19 protein-coding genes are annotated in these 22,439 nt (G+C 45.4%); 1 reads left to right on the forward strand and 18 read right to left on the reverse strand.

The window, feature by feature from the left end:
* Positions 1-23 precede the first annotated feature (23 nt).
* The 8 genes from AC1VYS_RS28790 to AC1VYS_RS28825 all read right to left on the reverse strand — a co-directional run bounded on the left by AC1VYS_RS28790 (position 24) and on the right by AC1VYS_RS28825 (position 8,284).
* Positions 24-881, reverse strand: coding sequence for an AraC family transcriptional regulator (locus AC1VYS_RS28790; RefSeq protein ID WP_482912500.1), 858 nt, complete (start codon positions 879-881; stop codon positions 24-26).
* Positions 882-1,294: 413 nt separating this feature from the next.
* Positions 1,295-2,773, reverse strand: a complete 1,479-nt coding sequence (locus AC1VYS_RS28795) for an AAA family ATPase (protein ID WP_482912501.1) — start codon at positions 2,771-2,773, stop codon at positions 1,295-1,297.
* 583 nt (positions 2,774-3,356) lie between these two features.
* Entirely contained in the window at positions 3,357-3,836 is a 480-nt protein-coding gene (gene rlmH / locus AC1VYS_RS28800) for a 23S rRNA (pseudouridine(1915)-N(3))-methyltransferase RlmH (protein ID WP_482912502.1), read from the reverse strand.
* A gap of 654 nt (positions 3,837-4,490) precedes the next feature.
* The gene (locus AC1VYS_RS28805) at positions 4,491-4,643 is read right to left on the reverse strand and encodes a hypothetical protein (RefSeq protein ID WP_482912503.1); all 153 of its coding nucleotides are present in this window, start codon (positions 4,641-4,643) and stop codon (positions 4,491-4,493) included.
* A 186-nt stretch (positions 4,644-4,829) separates the two neighbouring features.
* Complete coding sequence (locus tag AC1VYS_RS28810) at positions 4,830-4,997, reverse strand: CxxH/CxxC protein (RefSeq protein ID WP_090923561.1); 168 nt, start codon at positions 4,995-4,997, stop codon at positions 4,830-4,832.
* A 722-nt stretch (positions 4,998-5,719) separates the two neighbouring features.
* On the reverse strand, positions 5,720-6,241 hold the full coding sequence (locus AC1VYS_RS28815) for a hypothetical protein (RefSeq protein WP_482912504.1): 522 nt from the start codon (positions 6,239-6,241) through the stop codon (positions 5,720-5,722).
* A gap of 596 nt (positions 6,242-6,837) precedes the next feature.
* A complete protein-coding gene (locus AC1VYS_RS28820; RefSeq protein WP_154890313.1) occupies positions 6,838-8,115 on the reverse strand; it encodes a S1C family serine protease in 1,278 nt (425 codons plus the stop codon).
* 22 nt (positions 8,116-8,137) lie between these two features.
* Positions 8,138-8,284 carry a hypothetical protein gene (locus AC1VYS_RS28825; protein ID WP_482912505.1) on the reverse strand — a complete coding sequence of 49 codons (147 nt, stop codon included), beginning with the start codon at positions 8,282-8,284 and terminating at the stop codon, positions 8,138-8,140.
* Between the two features lie 424 nt (positions 8,285-8,708).
* Here AC1VYS_RS28825 and AC1VYS_RS28830 point away from each other — a divergent pair, with 424 nt between their 5' ends.
* Positions 8,709-8,921: a hypothetical protein gene (locus AC1VYS_RS28830; RefSeq protein WP_090923564.1), complete on the forward strand. Its 213-nt coding sequence runs from the start codon at positions 8,709-8,711 to the stop codon at positions 8,919-8,921.
* Here AC1VYS_RS28830 and AC1VYS_RS28835 read toward each other — a convergent pair.
* The 10 genes from AC1VYS_RS28835 to dnaB form a co-directional block, all read right to left on the reverse strand.
* Positions 8,890-9,696 (reverse strand): MBL fold metallo-hydrolase, encoded by an 807-nt coding sequence (locus tag AC1VYS_RS28835; protein WP_090923565.1) that lies wholly within the window; start codon positions 9,694-9,696, stop codon positions 8,890-8,892. The genes AC1VYS_RS28830 and AC1VYS_RS28835 overlap by 32 nt on opposite strands.
* A 6-nt stretch (positions 9,697-9,702) precedes the next feature.
* Positions 9,703-10,446, reverse strand: a complete 744-nt coding sequence (yycI, locus tag AC1VYS_RS28840) for a two-component system regulatory protein YycI (protein WP_482915156.1) — start codon at positions 10,444-10,446, stop codon at positions 9,703-9,705.
* Between the two features lie 699 nt (positions 10,447-11,145).
* Positions 11,146-12,426, reverse strand: a complete 1,281-nt coding sequence (locus AC1VYS_RS28845) for a YycH family regulatory protein (RefSeq protein WP_482912506.1) — start codon at positions 12,424-12,426, stop codon at positions 11,146-11,148.
* Positions 12,410-14,260, reverse strand: a complete 1,851-nt coding sequence (gene walK / locus AC1VYS_RS28850; RefSeq protein ID WP_441929782.1) for a cell wall metabolism sensor histidine kinase WalK — start codon at positions 14,258-14,260, stop codon at positions 12,410-12,412. The genes AC1VYS_RS28845 and walK overlap by 17 nt, the downstream gene beginning before the upstream one ends.
* Positions 14,260-14,982, reverse strand: coding sequence for a response regulator YycF (gene yycF / locus AC1VYS_RS28855; protein WP_221787661.1), 723 nt, complete (start codon positions 14,980-14,982; stop codon positions 14,260-14,262). The genes walK and yycF overlap by 1 nt, the downstream gene beginning before the upstream one ends.
* Before the next feature lie 289 nt (positions 14,983-15,271).
* On the reverse strand, positions 15,272-16,804 hold the full coding sequence (locus tag AC1VYS_RS28860; protein ID WP_482912507.1) for a peptidoglycan DD-metalloendopeptidase family protein: 1,533 nt from the start codon (positions 16,802-16,804) through the stop codon (positions 15,272-15,274).
* Positions 16,805-17,284: 480 nt separating this feature from the next.
* A complete protein-coding gene (locus AC1VYS_RS28865; RefSeq protein ID WP_482915157.1) occupies positions 17,285-18,040 on the reverse strand; it encodes a class I SAM-dependent methyltransferase in 756 nt (251 codons plus the stop codon).
* A 404-nt stretch (positions 18,041-18,444) separates the two neighbouring features.
* Entirely contained in the window at positions 18,445-19,101 is a 657-nt protein-coding gene (locus AC1VYS_RS28870) for a hypothetical protein (protein ID WP_482912508.1), read from the reverse strand.
* Positions 19,102-19,347: 246 nt separating this feature from the next.
* The gene (locus AC1VYS_RS28875; protein WP_482912509.1) at positions 19,348-20,634 is read right to left on the reverse strand and encodes an adenylosuccinate synthase; all 1,287 of its coding nucleotides are present in this window, start codon (positions 20,632-20,634) and stop codon (positions 19,348-19,350) included.
* Between the two features lie 443 nt (positions 20,635-21,077).
* Positions 21,078-22,439 (reverse strand): replicative DNA helicase, encoded by a 1,362-nt coding sequence (gene dnaB, locus AC1VYS_RS28880; RefSeq protein ID WP_434748673.1) that lies wholly within the window; start codon positions 22,437-22,439, stop codon positions 21,078-21,080.

A 22,439-nucleotide genomic window follows, 5' to 3' on the forward strand; every position in this document is an offset into this window, starting at 1 on the left:
TGAATTCCACTCGCATAAGAGTGCTATTTTTTCTTCACAGGTATCCAAATCTCTCCTGAAGTATTCCCATGTCGTGCCATTCCGTAATACATTTCGAAAGTCGGGCCCTCCACCTGTTCGTATTCAGATGTCGGAAACCACTCCGAATAGATACGTACCCATAGTTTTTGCAGATCATCACATTCAGGCTCTGGGAAAACTGCCCATGTTAATGCAGGGACAGAAAGTGTTGTGAATCTTTCCGGAATTTTAAGACCTTTCGGTACATGATAACAAATCATGTATTTGAAAGATTCTTTAGTGTGATCGTAAAGGGCGGCGTGTAACATAGTGTCACCAAAACGCCCCAGCAAATCGTTCATAAGCTCAACGCTTCCATCATCGTCACATTGATTACGGAATTGAGGAACTTCTGAGAATGCTGTTTTCTGATCTGCATTTATTAATCCATACACTCCAAACATCTCAAAAGACTTTCTTTGCTCAATACGGTAGTTCATTTCGACATCCCCTTTAATTGAAATATGAAAGGACATTCGAGGATAGGCTTTCAGAGAAACACCTGTATCTCTTGCAGATGTAGGCATTATACCATGAAGATTTTTAAAGGCTCGTGCAAACGCCTCCGGCGAATCGTATCCATATTTCATCGCAACATCAATCACCTTGAAATCTGTTGTCTGTAGCTCAAATGACGCCAATGTCAATCGCCGACGTCGAATGTACTCCGATACCGATACGCCCGTAATAAATGGAAACATTCTTTGAAAATGATAGGTAGAGCAACAGGCTCTACGTGCAATTTCATCAAATGAAATCGTGTCTGCCAGATTTGTCTCGATATATTCCATGGCACGATTCATCCTATCCAACCAATCCATCGTATTCCCTCCCTTCAAGTTGATTTTATCGAAGATGAAAAATGTATACCTAGCAATTTCTGCACGAAAAAGTCAGTAAGAAATTTGTTTTATTTATGATACGGTTCACGGTATCATCTTAAAAGCGAATTTCTTTTCAAACGATGATTTACGCTAAATTCTCACAATCCATGAACCTTTACAACATTACTTCTCATTTATTTTCGATATTCCGATTGAAATAATAAAGAAGACAATTGGACCCGAATCCCGATCAAGATCGGTAAGCCACCAGGCCCTTGCATGTAAGCAAGGTTCAGGAATCGAGTCCAATTGTCTTCATAAACAAAATTATAATGAATAATTTTCTAATTTTCAACTATTTTGATTTTAAGTACTTTATCAACAATAAACAATGCATGCGATATTTTTAACTAAATTATTTCAATAAGTTGTAATGTTTGTTGTACAAAACCTCTTAATTCTTGTTCATTAATTTGTTCCTCCTCATACGGAGAATTGCTATGATGAAAACCTTTCGAATAATCATTAATGTCTTCTATTTTACTTAAGTGTGACTTTAATCTATAAAAAGGTGAATGCTCTTCCGAATCTCTAATGTATTCAATGAAATTTCCCAGCCAATCGTTAGGTCCTATATTCTTAAAAAACTTTATCCTAAATATTCCTTCAATTGAAGGCCTTATAGAACGAGCTATTTGAATGCGATGCCAGTTATCGGTAGTTCCATGATCTAAAAAGTTATGCAACGTTATCACATCCCTCATTAGACCTGTTAACAGCTCCGCTTTAAAATCAATATACTTTAATACATTATCTCCATTCTCTGTTTTTATTTGCAGTTTCAGCACTTCTGTTCTGTCGTTATTTATATACTCATTGGCAAAGTGTAAATCATGTGTAAGTATATGTAATTGTTTGACCTTTCGTGAAAGTTTCACTAGCTCCTTAATTGTAGTTAATCTTCTGTGAGTATCGAAACTTGTAAATGGATCATCTACAACTACTATATAATCACCACTATTATCCATCAATTCAAATTTAGATAAGAAGAATGATAAAGCTAATGCATTTTTATCTCCATCGCTTAAATAATATTTTAAAGAAACATGGTTTCTATCGCTGATTCTTATCACTTTACCGTTAATCTCTATATCATAAATAAAATGTCTAATTTTAAAATTAACACCAATTATAATCCCTACAGATCTTATCTTTAATTGATTACTAAATTTAATCAAATATTTGTTAATTGAATCTTTATATAGTGCCAACTCATCTCGAAAAACCTCATTAGCTTTGGCTAAAGTTACTTTTAGTTTCAAGTTAACTTCTGAGTGCTTGTTTTTATTCTCGTTAGCTTTATTAATATACTCTTCAATATTTATATTCTGTTCTCTCTTTTTTATTCTTAATAACTCTATCGATTGATTGACGTTTTTTGAGGTTTCTTTTAGTTCCTTATTTACCAAGCTTACTTCATATTTTAATTCCTCTAGTTTTTCAAGTTCGAAGATATTATGTATTAATGCCTGATTACTATCATTACTTGATAGAGATATTTTATATACATTATCTTCTAGATAGAAGCTGTTAAAGACCTCTAGATTATCAATTTTTGTGTTCCACGTTTCATTTTCAAATTTAATTTCCTTATTATCTTCACTTAAAAAAACGATCTCAGGATTACTTTCAGCATCAAGATTTCTCTTTTTTAAGATCAATTCATTATTCCCTTTTAAGGACTCAAATAATAGTGAAAAACTTGTTTTTCCACTACCATTTGGTGCATATATTAAATTTACTTTCTTAAACGATCCATCCCAGTCTGTATTTCTTAGAGTGAAGTTCTTAAAAGTACTGTAATTAATTATTCTTAATAGTTTTTTCATTTTCTCAGTTATACCCTCTTTCTAATCTTTTTAACTTATCTTGAGTATATCGCTTTAAATCTCTGATTCTGTATTAATTTTTTTGCTCTAGCTTTCTAACATATAAAGAAATTACTGTTAAATATTAAATTATCAATCGATAATAAATCAACAGAAATTCGCCCTACTTGTTATTGATTCTAAAACTCTTTAAATACATAATGTTACCTCCAATATTATTTAGTCTTTATATACAATTAAATTTCTGTACATTCTAAAATTCAGCAATTTTCATGAAATCTGAACGATCAAGAAAATGGATTTTTTTCCTTTTCATTTTACTCATACTTAATTTTTTCCTAATCAAAATATAAATGCTGGAAGAATACATGCTACTCATGTTTATTTAGTGATTTGCGTAAGTTAATTTTACCATAAAATGTTGAAATTTGTCCTTTAAAATAAAATAAACCCAATCGTAACCGATTGGGTTTCCAAAAACTGAAGTTGCTTTTACAATACTCGTTTTAACACAGATAATTAATTAATTACTATCTCTATTAGGTAAAAAGCACCTTAATACTTGACAAATCCACCTTTCGCCCTACTTGTGGTACGGTTCACCCCGATTTATCTTCACTGCGCGATAAATCTGTTCCACCAGCACCAGCCGCATAAGCTGATGCGGCAGGGTCATGCGCCCGAAGCTCAAGCGCTGCTTCGCGCGGTGCAGCACCTCATCGGAGAGCCCATGGCTTCCTCCGATGACAAAAACGACATGGCTCGTCCCATACGTACCGAGCTTGTCGATCTCCATAGCCAGCTCCTCGGAACTCCAGAGCTGGCCATCCAATGCGAGCGCGACAACATGCGCCTCGCTCTTCACATGCGCGAGGATGCGTTCGCCCTCGCGCTCTTTTACCGCCCTTACCTCAGCTTCGCTCAGGGTATCGGGCGCTTTCTCGTCTGCGACCTCGATCATCTGAAACTTGATGTACGGGGCGAGCCGCTTGGCATATTCCTGAATGCCCAGCGTTAAATATTTTTCCTTCAATTTGCCTACGCCAATAATTTGAATCAACATATGATATTCCTCCCGAGTCGTTGTTCTCTCACACAACCGATCTATTAATCCAAATGCTTCAATCGCACCATTCATCATGGTTCATATGCTTAGCTAAAGTTACTCTAAACCTCAAATACTTCACTCACAGCATATTCTGCATTTCCTTGCACGTTATGTACAATGGTTAAGCATCGTTTGCATTCATCGTTAGTATACACCTCTACCTCTTTATATTTGGTGGCTTTTAGAATGCCGCATAAAGTTACCCGCATCAAGCAAAGCCACTCCATTATTACGCACAAAACTCTAACGATCACCACAAACCTTATTTCGCACAAATTGCCCACTTTTAAAATCTAACGATCACAGATGACGCTATTTCCGCCAAACAAACTGTGCATTTTTCACCCTGTTTGAAGCAATTTTATCAAAATAAGCTCTCTACGGATCGTTAGAATTTCAACCATGCTCATTCTCCCCAAATAAGCTCTCTCATGATCGTTACAATTCGCACTCGCCAACCACGCCCTCAATCACCACCCAAAGCTCTATCCTATTCTGCTTTTACCGCTCCCCAGCTCTTACATGCCGATGCCTACGCTACGCCTTGCCGCTCCACACTTACCTTAGCAAAGTTCTGCAGTCACCCTTTCTCTTACCACTCAAAACTCGCTAATTTTCAATTTCAAGTCCATGCGATTCTCTTGTCACTTTCATTCGAGTGGATTCCAGCCTTCCCGCTGCCTGTTCTCTTACCACGTTCATTCTCTGCGCTCTACCTCTTGTCCCAGCCCATTCGCGCGCCAGCACAAATTCCCACGCCACAGCCGCTCACTTCCCACAAATGCAAAAAGAGCGCTCAACACGCTCTTTCTGTACCTTGCTGTGATGTTCATACCGGATCGAACCAAGTCTAACGCTAGAAGCACTAACGCTACGCTACTACGCCATGCACAACGACATCTCATAGCAACATCCAATAGCACCCCTGGCGGCTTGCTCTACAGTACGCTAAACGACAAGGAATTCCGCGTGCTGATCGCACTCAGCGCATTTGGCAGGCGGGTCCCAGTCGGCAAATTCCGTCTCCTTCAGATCCACGATATCCGGAGCGTCCTCATATTCATCCACAAACATGTCGATGGCAATGTCCACGTGTTCTTTGCATACAACGTACATCCGTCAAGCATCCTTTCTGTCACCAGCTATGTTCCCGATTCACAACCGCTTATCCCATTACAGGATAGCCACTTCTCAGTTCTATCACACCTGCCGCGGAAAAGAAACCCCCACCTCGCAGATCCGTGCAAAAACGTGCCTCTCTTGCACTGAAATGGCCTTCCTCTTAGCATAGGCAGATATATCTTTCCCTTTCCTGTCTTACCAAACACAAAAACCCAAAATTTAACCTACAACTCCTAGATAGCAATGCACATGTACATGCACACACTTAAGAATGTTACTCCGACTTATCTAATCCCCTGCTATTCTTGCTCTATATCACCCACGTTCTCTCATTGCCTTCAGCCTAGCTTCTAACTAAATCCCGCTCATCCACCTTATCAAGGCACACCACCGCATATAAAAAAGCATCCCCTCAACGATCCCCACCTCAGTCAGGTATCCTTGCTGGAATGCTTCGACTTTAATTTTAAATTTAAGCTAATCCCACGCTTTTGCTCTATCCTAACCTTGTCCCTGATCCTTACATTAAGTGTTTTACCTACCACTCTTCGTACTTGTCTATCCTTATCTGCTTTGCCTGGCGCGTGGTGTAGTTTGATGCATCAAGATGCTCAATCAGCCATGCGGCCATCAATATCCTTACTCTACCCTTGTCGTTACCTTTGCTCGATCACTGATCTTGTCCGTATACTTACCACTACCCCTCAGCTCCCAGCCTACTCCAATCCTGACTGAGCCTTCGTAAGCAATTTGCCGCCTTGAAAAGCTATTACCGCGTTGCCGCCGTTACCAGCTGTACCTTTATAGTTGTACACGACCATGTTCTCCGCTTCACTCAGTGCTTCACCTTCGCCGCCAAGGATGTCAATGACATCTTCTAAGCTCATGCCGACCTCCAGCTTCTCATACTGGGCAAATGTAATCAGCACACCGTCCCCTTTTCCAGCAGAACCGTTGTTCCCTACAGCTGTTGGTGCCTTGCCACCTGTACCTTGTCCGACAACGCCAGCTGTATCAAATTCATTCAACTTTTTCTCGAGTGCAGCAATTTTCTGTGCCTGCTCATCGCTTTTGATTCCTTGTTCAGTCAGCTTTTTCTCCAGCCCAGCAATCTTCTCCTGCAACGCGCTCGTATCTACAGATGCAGCAGGTGTGCTTTCCGATCCACAAGCCGATAGCAACAGCATCGATAATGCCAACCCTGTTCCGCCAAGTACCTTTTTCTTCAATAGATTCATCTCCGAATCCCTCCATTTTCAGATTAGCTAGCCAGATCACACGTTATCCAGCTGTTATTTGCAACAACGATCTATGTAAACACATTAAGAACAGTTTACCATACAGGCGAACAAATGTATCTGCGCCTTTCGCTCCAAGTCTTTCTGTCTATTTAAATTGAACTAAAGATTTTACACAGTCCACTCCGATGACAGAATAACCTGGAGAGTAGCGGTTATCCCCAGATTTTTTTTAATTCTCTTTTCCAAAGGGAAAATCCGGTGATAAGCGTATGCTTCCGATGTAGCTTTCTTGCAGAAAGCTTTCAGGCGAGCGCTTCGCTTTTCCAGGTTTTTTCTGTCCTCTTCGTTAACGTGTAAAAGAATAGTTCAACTTATATAGTTGTATCCTGTCCCTACCTTCAGCTTCTACCTCATGCCCCATGAACATAAAAAGAGTGGTCAGATATATTCTGATCACTCTCTCTACTCTCATCTTATCTCATGATCACCTTATCAGTATGACCATGTTCTATGACATATGATCATTCCAGTGAACAATCTGCACATCATACCCCACTCTCACAGCCCCACAAACTTCATAAACTCCGCAAGCCTTACTCCGGCTTATCCGTCAGCTTCACAGACACTTTCTCCGCTTTGCCATCCCGATAGAACGAGACCTCTATTGAATCGCCGATCTTTTTCTTATCGTACAGGAATTTCCGCAGGTCCAGCGTGGAGGTAATTTTTTGCCCATCAAATTCCGTAATCACATCGTTCAGCTTCATGCCTGCCTCGGATGCCGGGCCGGAAGCTTCCAGTACGACTACACCGCTATCCACGTGGGATGGCAGTTTGAGGTCCTTGCGCTGATCATCATCCAGTGGAGCATATGGATTGCTCAGATCAACGGTGTACACGCCAAGATAAGGACGAGATACTTTGCCGTTCAGCAAAAGGGAATCCACCGTTTTCATCACTTCGTTCATCGGAATAGCGAAGCCGAGACCCTCAACGCCGGTATCCGAAATTTTCATCGTGTTGATGCCTACAACCTTGCCGTTCAGATCAACCAGTGCTCCGCCGCTGTTTCCTTCATTAATGGCTGCATCCGTCTGAATAACGTTTTGCTCCCAGTCGTATACCCCATCCTGATTAATCGATACGGGCAAAATCCGATCCGTATAACTAACGATCCCCGATGTCAGCGTACCGCCAAGACCCAGTGGATTACCGATTGCCAGTACCGTTTGGCCGCGTTGCAACTTGCTGGAATCACCGATTTCTGCCGCCGCTCCGAGGCCTTTGTCGTCCGTTGACAGTACCGCGATGTCACTCACCCGGTCTTTACCTACCAGTTTGGCTTTATGTGTTTCCCCGTCGACCGTCACGATCTCCAGATCACTGGCACCTTCCACGACGTGGTGATTGGTCATAATGTAGGCTTTGCCATCTTCTTTTTTAAAAATAACCCCGGACCCCAGCGCGGAATCTTCCATCGACAGGCTACTGCCTGTTTTATGATTCACGATGCTGACAACAGAAGGACGTACTTCTGCCGCCGCGTTGATGATGCGGTCGTAAGGATCAGCGACCTGTGCGGTCTGTGCAGTTCCACTACCTTGACCTGCCGCATTCGCCAGAGGTAATTGCGTTGCAGGCTGGCTGATGAAGCTGAACAGCGTAACCGTCACGATGGAGCTAATCACCGAACTGATCACAGCTACCTTGACGGTAGAACTGAATTCCGAGCGTGATCTACGCGGATTGCTCCAGCGATCACGTGCGCGTTTTCCGCCTCCCGGGCGGATGATCTGAAGTTTGCCTTTCTGTTCAGGTTCGGCGCGTCTTGATACCTTGGTTGAATAAAAATCGTCTCCAAACAATCCCATCGTGATCCTCTCCCCTTCGTTGTCACGCATCAAGACCCTGACTGCCGCCCAAGTTATCACATGGAAGACCGATGGTACTTCGCGTTTCCCATGCTTGTTGCATGTTCACAATATAGCCTTGCACACCGCCGCCTCCCGAACCAAATCGGGAACCGACGTTTATATACAACAGAATGGCACTCCATCCCGTGTTCTATCAATCATGCTCTCGACTATTGCGAGATTCGAGATTCCATTTCCTACGCAAAAACAGCCAAAATCATATTACTCCTTATATACTAAACACTTTAGATCCCAAAAAGTTGCATAATTACGTAAATAAACGTAAATTTTCGCGATAACTCCCTTAACAATAAAGGTTCATACTATTTATCACCACAAAAGGGGATACGCTAAGCGCTAATCTCTCGAATTCATTAAACTTTTTCAGTCCGTTTTCATTCTACGTTCCAGACAGAATAGCTACAGTTTCAGCATACACATCCTGCCAGGAGAATGTTAGCGGCAAAAAGAGGAATGTTTTTCACCCAGCCTGACTACAATAATAGTAAAAGAACAATTCAAAGCTTCATAGAATGAAGGAGGATTCCACAATGGAACGCACGCGAACACTCACGGCTATGGACGAAGTTCATATGGCGGCCAAGCTGGCCGATCTCAAAGAAGAACATTACCGGAACACACTGGCACTCAGCACTATCATTGAACTGCTTATCGATAAAGGCATCCTCACACGCGAGGAAGTGGAGCGCAAAGCCGCCGAACTGGACAGCTTTATGGCTCACCCACCCTATCCCATGGTGTAGGACGATCATAATACGTATCACAGAGCTTGAACTCATGATCCCGATAGAAACAACCGCGGCTTTCCATCGCATCACGCACCGACATTTTAGCCAAATCCATCATATTATGATCCCGGCTGAGATGTGCCAGATACGTACGCTTGATGCGTCCGTTCATCAGTTCACTAAGCGCCGCACCTGCGGCTTCGTTCGACAAATGCCCGATGTCACTCAAAATCCGGCGCTTGGTGTTCCACGGATACCGCCCCATGCGCAGCAATTCGACATCATGATTCGCCTCCAGCACGAGCACATCCGAGTCCGAGATCGCATCGCGAACCTTGTCGCTCATATATCCGAGGTCTGTCGCCACGGACAGCTTCTCGCTCCCATCATCGAACGTATAACCTACCGGTTCAGCCGCATCATGCGAAATGCCGAAGGACTCCACGCGTAGTGAGCCAAAATCATGCTTTTCACCCGTTTCAAAAATCCGCCGGTTCTCCTCCGGAATCGCTCCGACCGACTTCTCCAAAGCCGCCCACGTATTCGTATTTGCATAGATCGGTAAATTATATTTCCGAGACATCGCGCCTAGTCCTTTAATATGATCCGAATGTTCATGTGTCACCAGAATGCCGTCCAGTTCCGTTCCCGAAATCTCCCGTTCCAGAAACAATGCCTCCAGCCGCTTCGCGCTAAGACCCGCATCAATCATGAGTGAAGTGCCCCCATGCTGAATGACTGTAGCATTACCTGTCGAACCACTGGATAACACCGTAAAATATATCCCCATAACGCATTACTCCCCTGGTTTATCTGACTTGGGACTAAATACATCCCCACTGATGCCCTGCACGTACAACACTTCGCCACTTTCCAGCACGAACCGCCATGCCGGCATCGCTACCTGTATATCTGAATTGAACAACTGCCCGTAGTAGCCCAGCTGTATGTCTTTCACAATTGCATTGTTTGGCAAAAAGTTTTCGATCAGCGTTCCCAGCGCCTTTGGCGCCGGAAGTACCTGCTGATCGCTCTCCTCGGCGGTTGTAATCCGCACAGGAGTCTGATGATAACCCGTGATTTTCTGATCGCTGTAGAACAGTTCCAGACTCACGTTAAAGAGCGGCCATTTGCCGTCCACCAGCGGGTGGAGCACAAAAGCCCCATCTTCCGCCATCAGCTGATCCAGCCGGTACGTGCTGATTTGCGGAATCTCCGCCTCCAGCGCGTCCGTGAGCTCACTTGGCGAGAAGATCAGCTTGCTGTCCACCGGCTCCTCCAGCTGCACTTCAACACCCGACTTGTCCTCTTCGGTGAACTCATAGGACAACTTCGGCAGCTTCGGCGTCTCATTTGGAATCGGTGCCAGCACCTGAATGCCCTTCTCTTCCATGGCCTGCTGTGTATTATCCGCAAGCGAGGTGAAGTCCAGATTGGCTCCAGCTGTCTCGCGCGCATCCATCCAGATCTGATATCCCAGCACCAGATTCAGCAGCAGAAATGCATAAATTAATACATTTTTCGCCCGTCCCCAATCCAGAACATTCACCTCCTTATTCACGTAATCATCTAATAGAACCTTGCGTTCACATTCCCAACACAGCCTCGTATCCTAATAACCCATGGCCAGTCACAAGTTTTGCCTTCTTGTTCAGGTGCTAAGCGCATGTTTCGCCCACCTAGACTTGTTTCAGCTTGTTTAACCTGTGTTTGGCCTTGCTTACCTCTATACCCGTGGCCTCTTCAGGCCTAACGATCACCACAGAGCTTATTCGCCCCATTTCAGGCTCATTTTAATTCTAACGATCATGAGAAACCTTATTTCGTGTAAATTCAGACTTTTCAGCCACAATTAGCCCAATTCACTGAAATAGCGTCTGTGGTGATCGTTAGATTTTCAACACGCCATAAATCTGGCATTTAACGTCTCTGGTGATCGTTAGAATTTCACCCGCACCACTAGCTCTGGTTATCCCAGTTAGCATTACACTGAACTTCGCAAATCCTGTTGAGAGAAGGTTACTCAAATTCGAGAGAGCTTGCGACACCGGATTGGACGATCCCCCACATTTCCAGCCGAGGATATCAATCCACCGTTAGCCACAAGCTTTAATGATACCAATGCTGCTTTCAGATATTGCTATCACTTAGACATTGCTTCACATTTAACGTCTCTGATAATCGTTAGAGTTTCACTCGCTCCTTTAGCGTCTCCACTACTACGTAAACGTCCCTACTATTAAGACACGGTCGTTTCCTCACCGTTGCCAAAGCGGATCACCCAGACCGGGATCAGCTTCAACCCATCTTCTATCGCCGATGGACGATACGCCGGATACACGTCCACAACTTTGCGGTTTTCGCCCGCCACTTTGCGAATCAGATTTTTCAGCTTATCCCCACCAGGCAGTTTGATCGACTTTTTGGCTTCCGTGCCTTCGTTCAAATATTCCAAGGATCGTTCATAACTCGACACGGTCTCTTGTTGCATCTCCATGTTGATTGTGCCGAAGCGGAACTGCATCAAATCCATAATTGGAAAACTGCCGTAATATTGCTGGAACTGCAACTGCGTTTTGTTGTCAGCCGATCTCAGCATCATGCGTGATCGCCCTTTCCAGCCGCCATGCTGATTGACAAAATCAACCGCAGACAGGGCATCCTTGGACGAATCACTCTGTCCCGCAGGTGGTGCTGCCGGGTCTGTATAGCTAATCCAGCGCTGCTCCTGTTTCACTTGCAGACTACGTTTGCTGTCGGTATAGATCTCTGAGCCATCCTTTTCCCGAATGTTCCGGGTCATGCTTGGATCTGTGAATAGACTGCGCTGCATCTGCTCCACCGTGAACTGTCCTGTCGGCACACTCGCCTCAATCGCATCCAGGGCCTGCACGGGAATATAATATCCACCTGACATCAGCGTATACGGTGTCCAGCTCGTCCCAAAGTCGACATGCTGCTTCACATCCTGCACTGTTAAATCCGCCTGTGTAGCCTCATAGACGACATCTCCCTTCGCACTGAAAAACAGTGCATGAGCCTTCGTCTCATTCGGAGTTGTATATATAGCAATGCGGTTGATGGTCTCTCCCTGAAAAAGAGAATCCGTGCCCAGACGCATCACGCGCTGCAATAAAGTCACCGGCATGCCTTCCTTAAACGATAACTCAAAGCCGGGACTTTCCTTGCGAATCTGATCCCAGTTCACCGACTGCACACTGCGGCGCTGGAAATCTTCGAACGTCCGGCCTTTTAACCTGGAATAGATCAACTGATAGAATGTGTTTCCAGGATAAAACACGGTATGTTTGTCCTGACCCAGATGAATAATCATCTGATCCGGAAAAATTAACTCCTCAATATTACGCTCCTGACCCATATTCTCGGTCTTCACGTAGTTTGTCTCGGAGGTCACAACAGAGTCACCGCCCCCAGGCAAACGGTAGATCAAAAAGTAACTTTGAATCAGGCTGGCTGCAACCAGCGAAGCAAGCACCAGAGATTTAATCCGTTCCTTCAAGGTGCTCACCCCCTTTATCACGCATCGGCAATGTAAAAGTTACCGTTGTGCCAACATCTACCTCAGACTCCAGCGAGATGCTACCATCATGTGCTTTTACAATTTCCCGGGCAATGGACAATCCGAGCCCTGTGCCCCCCATGCTGCGGGAGCGTGCTTTGTCAACGCGATAAAAGCGTTCAAATATACGATCCAGATCACGCTGTGGAATGCCCATTCCTGTATCGGATACCGAGATCGCTAGCGTATGTTCATCGCTACGCCGAGCTGCAATCGTGATGGTGCCGCCCTCCAGCGTATATTTCAATGCATTGGACACCACATTGTCCAGAACCTGATCAATCTGATCCCGATCCATGGGCACTGCCGGAATATCATTCTCCACAGATAGGACAGATTGAATATCCTTCTGATGCATCTGGAAGGAGAAGCGATCCGTCACTTCTTCCAGCATCTCCAAAATATCAATAGGCTGCTTGCGCAACAAAGCTTCCTTGGAATCCAGCCTGGACAGGTGCAACAAATCCGTTACCAAACGGATCATGCGCTCCGTCTCATTCTGAATCACACCCACAAAACGTTCCGCAAGTTGCGGGTCTTCCAATGCCCCGTCATCCAGTGCCTCCGCGTAACTTTTAATCGTGGTGAGCGGTGTGCGCAGCTCATGTGATACATTCGCCACGAATTCACGCCGTGAGGCCTCAAGCTCCTCCTGCTCCGTTACATCCTGAAGCACCGCAATCGTGCCGGTGATCCCCAGCTCACGCCGATGAACCGGTGTGAACGTCATGCGAATGACGACGGGCTCCTCCTGACCTGCCGGAGCAATCTGGAGAAGCGTTGAGCCGGTAAAACCACTCGCCAGCGCTTCCGCATCTTCCGGATCAATACCCAGCAGGACGGCTAAATGCCTGCCTTCAATATCGGATGGACGCATGCCGAGAATGCTGCTGGCACGGCGGTTGACCAGAATGACTTTGCCATACTCATCCGTCGCAACAACACCATCACTCATATTGGTCAGAATGGATGTCAGCTTCTCCTTCTCCTCTTCGTTCTGAGAGAGGGCATCCCGCAGCCGGCTAGTCATATAGTTAAATGCACGGCTGAGTTGTCCGATCTCATCTGTGCCAAAAACCGGTGTCTGCTGGTCAAAGTTTCCTTCTGCCACCGCAGTTGCCCGCCTTGTCACTTCCTTAATTGGCTGGGTAATCGTATGAGACAGAATAACACCGAGCACTGCGGTTAACACGAGGGCAATCAGAATACCCGAGATAAAAATCTTGTTAATGCCCTCCATCGTCGCGTACAGTTCGTTCATCGAAGCGGCGATGTAGACCGCACCAATAATTTTGCTGCCGGATAATACCGGTTTAGCTACGACTTTTTTGCGAACATTATCCTCGTCTACGATATATTCCTCATTATCCCGAATGCCTTGTAACGCACGGCTGACAACAGTCTGAGTATTTTTTCGCCCAATATAATCGGAATGTGAACTTAGCGAGGTGGTAAGCACCTTGCCGCTGGCATCCAGCACCTGAATCTCGGCACCGTTGATGTTAAACAGATTGTTAACCAGGACACGCAGGCTCTCTGTTTTGTCCTCTCCAGCTTCTGCCTCTCCACCAGCCATCGTCTGGCCTACCAACACTGACAGCATTTCTGCCCGTGCCTGCAAATCCTCCGTAAAGTTACTGGTAAGCGAGTTCTTCATTGCACTTACAAAATAAACGCCGATCAATTGCATCGCAATCAGGATCAGCAGTACATAAATAATAATTAACTTCGCCTGAATCGTTCGAAAGAACGAAAATTGCGAGAAACGGCCCATTATATCCCCACGCTTTTGGCACTACGCACGAGATAACCAAGCCCCCGGCGAGTCAGAATCGTTTCCGGTTTGCTCGGATTTTCTTCTATCTTCTCCCGTAACCTGCGGATCGTCACATCTACTGTACGCACATCTCCAAAATATTCGTATCCCCATACGGCTTGCAGCAGATGCTCGCGCGTCATGACCTTGCCTGAATGCTTGGCCATATAATAGAGCAGCTCATACTCCCGGTGCGTCAGATCAAGTGGTTCCCCGCCCTTGTATGCCGTATACATGTCCATATCAAAAGCCAGATCAAAGAGTCGCAATATCTGCTTTCCTTCTTCCTCCGGCGCTTCTACAATCGCTGCAGGTTTCTGTTGTCTGCGCATCTGAGCCTTAACCCGTGCGAGCAACTCCCGTGTGCTAAAAGGTTTGGTCACATAATCATCTGCGCCTAGTTCCAGACCGAGCACTTTGTCGATCTCCCCGTCTTTGGCTGTCAGCATAATAATCGGAACCTCCAGATGAGCGCGCACCTCGCGGCACACATCCATCCCGTCCTTGCCCGGAAGCATCAGATCCAGAAGCATCAGATCCGGTTTCTCGGATAACGCCAGTTCGACCGCACGAATACCATCAAACGCACAGATGACCTCGTATCCCTCTTTTTCCAAATTAAACTTCAAAATGTCTGCGATGGGCTGCTCGTCGTCCACCACCAAAATCTTTCCCTGCATCGGCTGAATTCACCCCTATATCCTGCTTAATCCGCCACTGGCGTTGTCTCTCTAATCTATTTTTATTGCTTATAGTCCATATCATGTTGTGCATTGAATATAATCAACGATTTATACTCTCTAGTTTAACATACCTGAGCTACCGTCACATCCCGATCCCCCTCTTGGAAGCCGTTTCCTGTAAAAATATTTCACATCAAAAAACAAGGCCAGCTTTACAGCGGGCCTTGTCTTATCTCAGCATCGTCAAGCGGTGCCTTGTATCTATACGTAATCTCCTGCTCTATCCTTAATTCAGATAGGTCATCGGATTTTCTGCTGAACCATTTTTCAAAATCTCAAAATGCAGATGCGTTCCTGTGGAACGTCCGGTATTGCCCATCACACCAATGCTGTCACCCTTCTCCACCACTTGGCCAACATCAACGCCGATGCTATTCAAGTGACCGTAGAGTGTTTCATATCCGTTGCGATGGTTAATAATGATAACATTCCCATATCCCCTCTTTTGTCCTGCAAAAGTAACTACACCTTCATCTGCAGATTTCACATCGCGATTACCGACCAGATCGACACCTTTGTGCTGACGCCCCCAACGTTGACCGAAGCTACTGCTCATCGTTGCATTGGATATAGGCCATGCAAACTGTCCTGAACCTTCGCCAACTACTTTGGTTCCGCTCAGTACAACCTCAGTAACGGCTGTTTTGAGAACTTCCTGACCCAGCCATTCTTCACGAACGACTTCGCCATTTTCTTTGGTGATACGATACTGCATATTTTTCAACCCGCTTTGGCCTGGACGAACCACTTTCGTCGTACCTGCCTTCAACTCAGCACTTTTGCGCACCTCAACCTGAGGTTTCACTTCAATCTGCTCTACCACTTGTTCCACAGATTTAACAGTAATCGCCGGCTTCGGTACAGTCAGAGTCAGCTCTTGTCCAATCTGGAGTGATGTCTCCTTGATGCCCGGGTTATGTTTGCGAATCTCGCTTTGCGTAATTTCATATTTGGCTGCGATGGAAGAGATCGTATCTCCTTCACGCACCACGTAGGTTACAGGCGCGTCTTTACCAACGGTTAAAGCTTTAACCGCCTCGGATACATCCCATATTTTATTCGGGTCCGCCTTCACTGTGTCTGTTGTCACATCTTCTTTGATGTCTACAGATTTTAGCGTTGTACTTGGCCCGTTATCTTTTTTAGAAGAATTAGCCGATACCGACTTGGTTTTCAGTGAGCTTCGCACAGCCGATGCCGGTATGTATTTGCTCTGTACTTGTTGCAGGATCTTGTCTGCCGTTTCCTGATCCTTCACAATGCCGACGACTTCACCGTTCACTTTAAGCTCTACGCCTTTGGCATATGCCGTTAACATATTGCCCAGTTTGTCCAGCGTTTGCTCGCTGTTCACTTCGGGTTTATATGCCCGTACCGTTTCCGTTGTGATCCCGTCTGTGTTCAGCACCATCTCTGCATCCGGATACTTCTCCCGGTATTCTTCGATTTTTTTCGCAAACAACTGCTGAAGTTGTGCCTCATTGGCAATGGTTCCAACTTCAGTGCCTTTGACTATAACCTTATAATAAGGAACCGTATTGGAAGCCACATATTGCTTCACTCCGAATCCAACCGATGCTGCAATCAGAATGCCACAAGTTGCGGTAATGATCCATTTGCGCGATGACAGAATTCTTTTCTTATTTGAACTGAAGTTGGACATACTCATGCTGTTTTTGTCTTCGGCCGTCCGGTGTTCTCCGGATTGTTCGTGTACCCGGTGTTGATCCGGTTGGCGTTTGCCTCTGAAACCTTTCATGATTCTCTCCTTTTCAGCATTTCTTAATCCGCATGTTCTATCAGACATCACCTTCAGGTGAGTCTTATGCAAGTAAGCTCAATGTTATCATTATTGTAAAAGCAGGACTTTAGCTGTGCTCGTAAAAGTGTCAAAATTTTAACCTTTTATCACACCCGTATACTTTAACACAGGTTTTACAGTCATTTCAACTTTTATCCTCACATCACAAAGCCGCGTCCTATCTGGATTTCCTGATATATCCATTGATTAGAGCGTTTGTTCCATCACCCATTATGCCTCAACTCCAGGTATACTATGTACTTTTTATCTCAATCTAGGACTAGGTTCTAAGACCTACTAAATTACATTCTTTTTTCATGTATATACAAAAAGAAATCCTCCATCAGATCAACTCTAATGAAGGATTTTGATAATAATTCTATTCTATTTTCGCTGTGGTACACTTTCAATGACTCATCATTCCGATTTATCTTTCATTTATTTCTTGACTGCACCCAGGATAAATCGTTTTTGCTGCACTTCCCAGCATCCATGCTGCTCCATCTCCAGGTGGATCTGCCATAACGGTTCGCGGAATCGGTCTATTGTAAAATCAGGTACCTGCCAAGGAATTGTCTTTAGATAATACACCAATGCTCCAATATCATGGAAACGTTGGACTGGTGAAGACTCATCCTGCTCCCAGATGTGGAACCCGCTTTTCAACAATTGATCAGCCGCAAAATCCAGCTCCCATCCAGCATAATCAGATGGCATCGGAATGCCTAATCGATCGTTAATCTCTCGGCAATCAGACCAGCCTACCTGCTGCGTCAGGAACACTCCACCATCTGAAAGCACGCGCCGGACTTCTCGTGGATCATACGATTCATGCCGATTGAGGATTAAATCAAATGTCCCCTCTGCAAAAGGAAGCTGGGAATCATCCGTTACAGGATACACGTCTACACCTAAAGGGCTCAGACGTTCCTTCGCAACCGCTATGTTTGGAGGGTATCCTTCGGTTGCACAAGTGTATGAGGGTAAAGGATGTAAACTCGACAGTAGCTCGCCACCGCCTGTACCCATATCCAGCATCCGCTTCGAATCCTGCATGCAACGCCGTGCCATCTCGCCGTAAGACCAAGGTAGCCCGCCACTCTGCATTCGCTTGCTACCCGTAATATATCCAAAATCCCAACCACGGAAGGGCTGTTCTGCTTCCTGTAATCCTTGTTCAAACCGCTTCTTCATTTCACCAAGCTGTTCAGCCGACATCCTTGACGTTGTATTCGTTGTATTTGTTTTATTATTAGAACCTGTAGTATTAAATGTATTCATATTGATTAGGCCTCCCATAGTCCATTTTCATACTCTTCACCAATATCGGTACAGCGTACCTCTAGTACAAAGGCATGAACGGAGGGCCACGACTCCGCGGCCTGGGAGCCTGTAATAATGAGCGGTTCTGTTGTTATATATCGTGTTCTTTACGGTTCATTCTCATATGCTCTTCCTCCTGGATAGGTACGTTCTCTACTATTTCATGCAATTATATGGAAATGAGTCATGCATTTCAACATGGATGTAACATTTCTCCACTCTAGATTGTCGACCACTTGGAGAATGCGGGGCTAACAACACACAACAACCCTTATTTATTCTGCCTGCAGCACTTGCATCAAATCATCGTACTCTTCACTCGTGAGGTATTTCGAGATAACCTGTTCAATCTCTCGTAGCTCCTGCTCGGTCAGTCCACCCTCCATCGCTCCTGAGATCTGCTGCATTTCCTTTTGCGGTAGCTTGTTCATCAACAGAGTGAAAATACGTTCTTTTTCCTCTGTCGGTAGTTTGTTTTTGGCGCCTGTAATATCATCTGGTGTAACAACGATTGTATCATTACCCGTTTCATTGTTGCTCGATGTTCCGGAGTTCGTCTTTTCTGTGGCCGGATTCGATCCTTCTGGAGTATCCTCCTTACCTTTGTCTACTCCGGCATTCCCCTCACTCGTACCATTGCCCATCACCGAAATTGAATTCTCCGGAGCTTTTTCCTCTTCCGACCCAGCTGGCTGATCTGTAGGCTTATTCCCGGATTTATCTCCCTCACTGGACTGCTTGCCCTGCTTGCCACCCAAGGCCCCCTGAAACATGCCCATCAGACCCATAGGCTGACCTTCCCACTGTATATTAAAGCTGGCAAGTAATGACTTGGCATACGATTGCACAATTAGACCTGTCGTAAGCAATGTCAGTGAACTGACCAGCAACACGATAAGCACCATTTTGACCAACCACATCAGCACCTTCATCTCTGTTTCTCTCCCTCCAATTTGCTCTCCCCTATCCAAGTGGATTTTGGGGGATAACCGACTTTATACAGATTGAATCCATGCATACTTTGCATCGTAATGCTCGTATACATATCATTCGTTCAACGTATATCTGTTAGCCAGTATTGACGGAAATCTCGGGATTATATCGAAACAGACACAAAAAACCTCCAGTCGCCACTGATTAGCAACAACTGGAGGTATATCTATCATTCAAATCTCATGTTATACGTAGATTGGCAGAACCGGATTTGTCTGCTCACGGTTACGACCTACAGAGAAGATCGCGATCGGAATGCCTGTCAGCTCAGATACACGTTTTACATAGTTCTGTGTGTTCACTGGCAGATCTTCCAGCTTCTTCGCTCCTGTAATGTCTTCGCTCCAACCTGGCATTTCTTCGTATACCGCTTCACATTCAGCCAGCATTTTGAGGCTTGCCGGATAGTGAGTGATAACTTCACCACGGAATTTGTAACCTGTGCAGATTTTCACGGTATCCAGACCTGTCATAACGTCCAAAGAGTTCAAGGACAACCCTGTGATGCCACTTACACGACGAGCATGACGAACAACCACACTGTCAAACCAGCCCACACGACGTGGACGTCCAGTTACGGTTCCGTACTCATGACCTGTCTCACGAATCTGGTCGCCAATCGCATCATGCAATTCGGTCGGGAACGGGCCGTCACCTACACGAGTTGTGTATGCTTTAGCTACGCCAATAACCTGCTGAATACGCGCCGGGCCAACACCGGAACCGATACATACACCGCCAGCAGACGGGTTGGATGAAGTCACATAAGGATACGTACCTTGGTCAAGATCCAGCATCACACCTTGCGCACCTTCAAACAATACCTTTTTATTGTCATCAATGGCATCATTCAGCACAACCGATGTATCCTTCACATAAGGACGAAGAATTTCTGCATAGCCGAGGTAATCCTTCAGAATCTCTTCGACATCCACCGGAGTACCTTGGTACACCTGCTCAATCACACGATTTTTCTCTTTAACCAAATGGCGCAGCTTCAGTTCGAAGTCTTCTGCATCCAGCAGATCTACCATGCGGATACCGATTCGAGCAGATTTGTCCATGTAACAAGGGCCGATCCCTTTACCCGTTGTACCAATTTTGTTCGGGCCTTTGCTCTCTTCCTCCAGTGCATCCAGAACCATATGATATGGCAAAATGATATGTGCACGCTCACTGATGGACAAGTTTTTCGTTGTAAATCCGTTATCATGAATATAATTAATTTCTTCGATAAGTGCCTTCGGGTTGATAACCATACCGTTACCAATCACACAAGCTTTGTCTGTGTAAAAGATACCCGATGGAATCATCGTCAATTTATATTTTTTGTTATCGATCAGGATCGTATGGCCTGCATTGTTACCTCCTTGGTAACGAGCAACCACATCAGCGCTCTCCGCCAAATAATCCGTGATTTTACCTTTTCCTTCGTCTCCCCATTGCGTTCCCACTACAACTACCGTTGACATAGTTAACATACCTCCGTGGGTGCCTTGCGCACCTTTGTATTGGTCTGTCCGTCCTCTATCCCGGCAGGCATGTTACGCAATAAACCGACTGAGAAGCGTGCTAACGGACAGTAAAGAATGTCCTTCCGTTACATTCAAGGGAAGGTTTGCGCTGCTTTAACGCAGCAATATTAGTGTACCAGTCCCCTTTTTCAAAGTCAAATGAAATGGCGAACAATTATAAATGGCATTTGTTTAATGTTCGGAATTATGGCCGGAATTCACAGTAAAAAACCGGTGATTCCAGTCTTGTTCACCTTGACTGCATTCACCGGTACTTTTACATTTGCTATTCATTCACGTTATATATGCTGTAAATCCAGATATTTAACTGTGCTATTCTCCGATTACTGGCTGTACCGGATAGCCTGCATACCTCTTTTCATCGTATCGCAGTCTATCCCTTACATCGCGAAGGCATCATTATGCGCCCTCTCGTAATTGACGAATTTATTAAAGTTTTTCAGGAAGACCAGTTCCACCGTACCTACCGGACCGTTACGCTGCTTGGCAATAATGATCTCGATAATATTTTTTTTCTCGGTATCCTGGTTATAATAGTCATCCCGGTACAGAAACGCTACGATGTCGGCATCTTGCTCGATCGAACCCGATTCCCGCAAGTCACTCATCATCGGACGTTTATCCTGACGTTGCTCTACACCCCGGCTGAGCTGAGACAAGGCAATAACCGGAACTTCCAGTTCGCGGCCAATCTGCTTCAGTGTACGTGAGATCTCGGATACCTCTTGTTGACGGTTCTCTCCGGCTTTACCACGTCCACTGATCAATTGAAGGTAGTCGATCAGGATCATACCCAGACCCTTCTCCTTCTTCAAACGACGACATTTGGCACGGATATCGGCTACCGTGATACCAGGTGTATCATCAATATAGATATTTGCTTCGTTGAGAGCGGCGATGCCCATCGTCAGCTTCTGCCAATCTTCATCCCCTTTGAATTCTCCTGTACGAAGAACTCCGGCATCCAGATTGGCTTCCGCACAGATCATCCGTTGCACGAGCTGTGCAGCGGACATCTCCAGACTGAAGATCGCTACTGTTTCTTGTGCCCGGATGCCTACATTCTGAGCGATATTCAAGGCAAAGGCTGTCTTACCTACGGATGGACGTGCCGCAACGATGATCAAGTCACTGCGCTGGAATCCAGCTGTCATCTTGTCCAAATCGATAAAGCCGGAAGGAATCCCGGTTGTTGTCCCCCGGTTCTGATGCAACGTTTCGACTTTATCGAATACTTCCATGAGTACATCCTGGATCGCAATAAAACCACTGCTGGAGCGTCTATTGGAAATTTCCAGAATGCGCCGTTCAGCCTCACCGAGCATACCAGCGACATCTTCGCCACCTGTGTATCCTTCACTCACGATCTGTGTTGCTGTACGAATCAGACGACGAAGCATCGATTTCTCTTCGATAATCTGTGCATAATAATCCACGTTGGCCGCTGTAGGCACACCGTGAGCAAGCTTGGCAAGGTAGCTAACACCACCGATGTCCTCCAGCTCGCCTTTATCCTTCAGTCGCGAAGTCAGTGTGACAAGGTCAATCGGTTGATTTTCCTCACCCAGCTGAATCATCGCTTCATAGATCAATTGATGGGGCTTATCGTAGAAATCCTCGGTCTGCACTCGTTCCATCGCTGTAATCAGAGCCTCGCCCTGCAACAGGATTGCACCCAGTACAGCCTGTTCGGCCTCTAGGTTCTGCGGGGGAACCCGGTCGAATAACATTTCGCCGCCCAT

The organism is Paenibacillus sp. G34, from assembly GCF_056856875.1.

Coding starts and splice junctions, on each gene's coding strand:
- AC1VYS_RS28790 (WP_482912500.1), bottom strand. CDS start 881: ATGGATTGGTTGGATAGGATGAATCGTGCCATGGAATATATCGAGACA.
- AC1VYS_RS28795 (WP_482912501.1), bottom strand. CDS start 2,773: ATGAAAAAACTATTAAGAATAATTAATTACAGTACTTTTAAGAACTTC.
- rlmH (WP_482912502.1), bottom strand. CDS start 3,836: ATGTTGATTCAAATTATTGGCGTAGGCAAATTGAAGGAAAAATATTTA.
- AC1VYS_RS28810 (WP_090923561.1), bottom strand. CDS start 4,997: ATGTACGTTGTATGCAAAGAACACGTGGACATTGCCATCGACATGTTT.
- AC1VYS_RS28815 (WP_482912504.1), bottom strand. CDS start 6,241: ATGAATCTATTGAAGAAAAAGGTACTTGGCGGAACAGGGTTGGCATTA.
- AC1VYS_RS28820 (WP_154890313.1), bottom strand. CDS start 8,115: ATGGGATTGTTTGGAGACGATTTTTATTCAACCAAGGTATCAAGACGC.
- AC1VYS_RS28830 (WP_090923564.1), top strand. CDS start 8,709: ATGGAACGCACGCGAACACTCACGGCTATGGACGAAGTTCATATGGCG.
- AC1VYS_RS28835 (WP_090923565.1), bottom strand. CDS start 9,696: ATGGGGATATATTTTACGGTGTTATCCAGTGGTTCGACAGGTAATGCT.
- walK (WP_441929782.1), bottom strand. CDS start 14,260: ATGGGCCGTTTCTCGCAATTTTCGTTCTTTCGAACGATTCAGGCGAAG.
- yycF (WP_221787661.1), bottom strand. CDS start 14,982: ATGCAGGGAAAGATTTTGGTGGTGGACGACGAGCAGCCCATCGCAGAC.
- AC1VYS_RS28860 (WP_482912507.1), bottom strand. CDS start 16,804: ATGAAAGGTTTCAGAGGCAAACGCCAACCGGATCAACACCGGGTACAC.
- AC1VYS_RS28865 (WP_482915157.1), bottom strand. CDS start 18,040: ATGAAGAAGCGGTTTGAACAAGGATTACAGGAAGCAGAACAGCCCTTC.
- AC1VYS_RS28870 (WP_482912508.1), bottom strand. CDS start 19,101: ATGAAGGTGCTGATGTGGTTGGTCAAAATGGTGCTTATCGTGTTGCTG.
- AC1VYS_RS28875 (WP_482912509.1), bottom strand. CDS start 20,634: ATGTCAACGGTAGTTGTAGTGGGAACGCAATGGGGAGACGAAGGAAAA.
- dnaB (WP_434748673.1), bottom strand. CDS start 22,439: ATGGGCGGCGAAATGTTATTCGACCGGGTTCCCCCGCAGAACCTAGAG.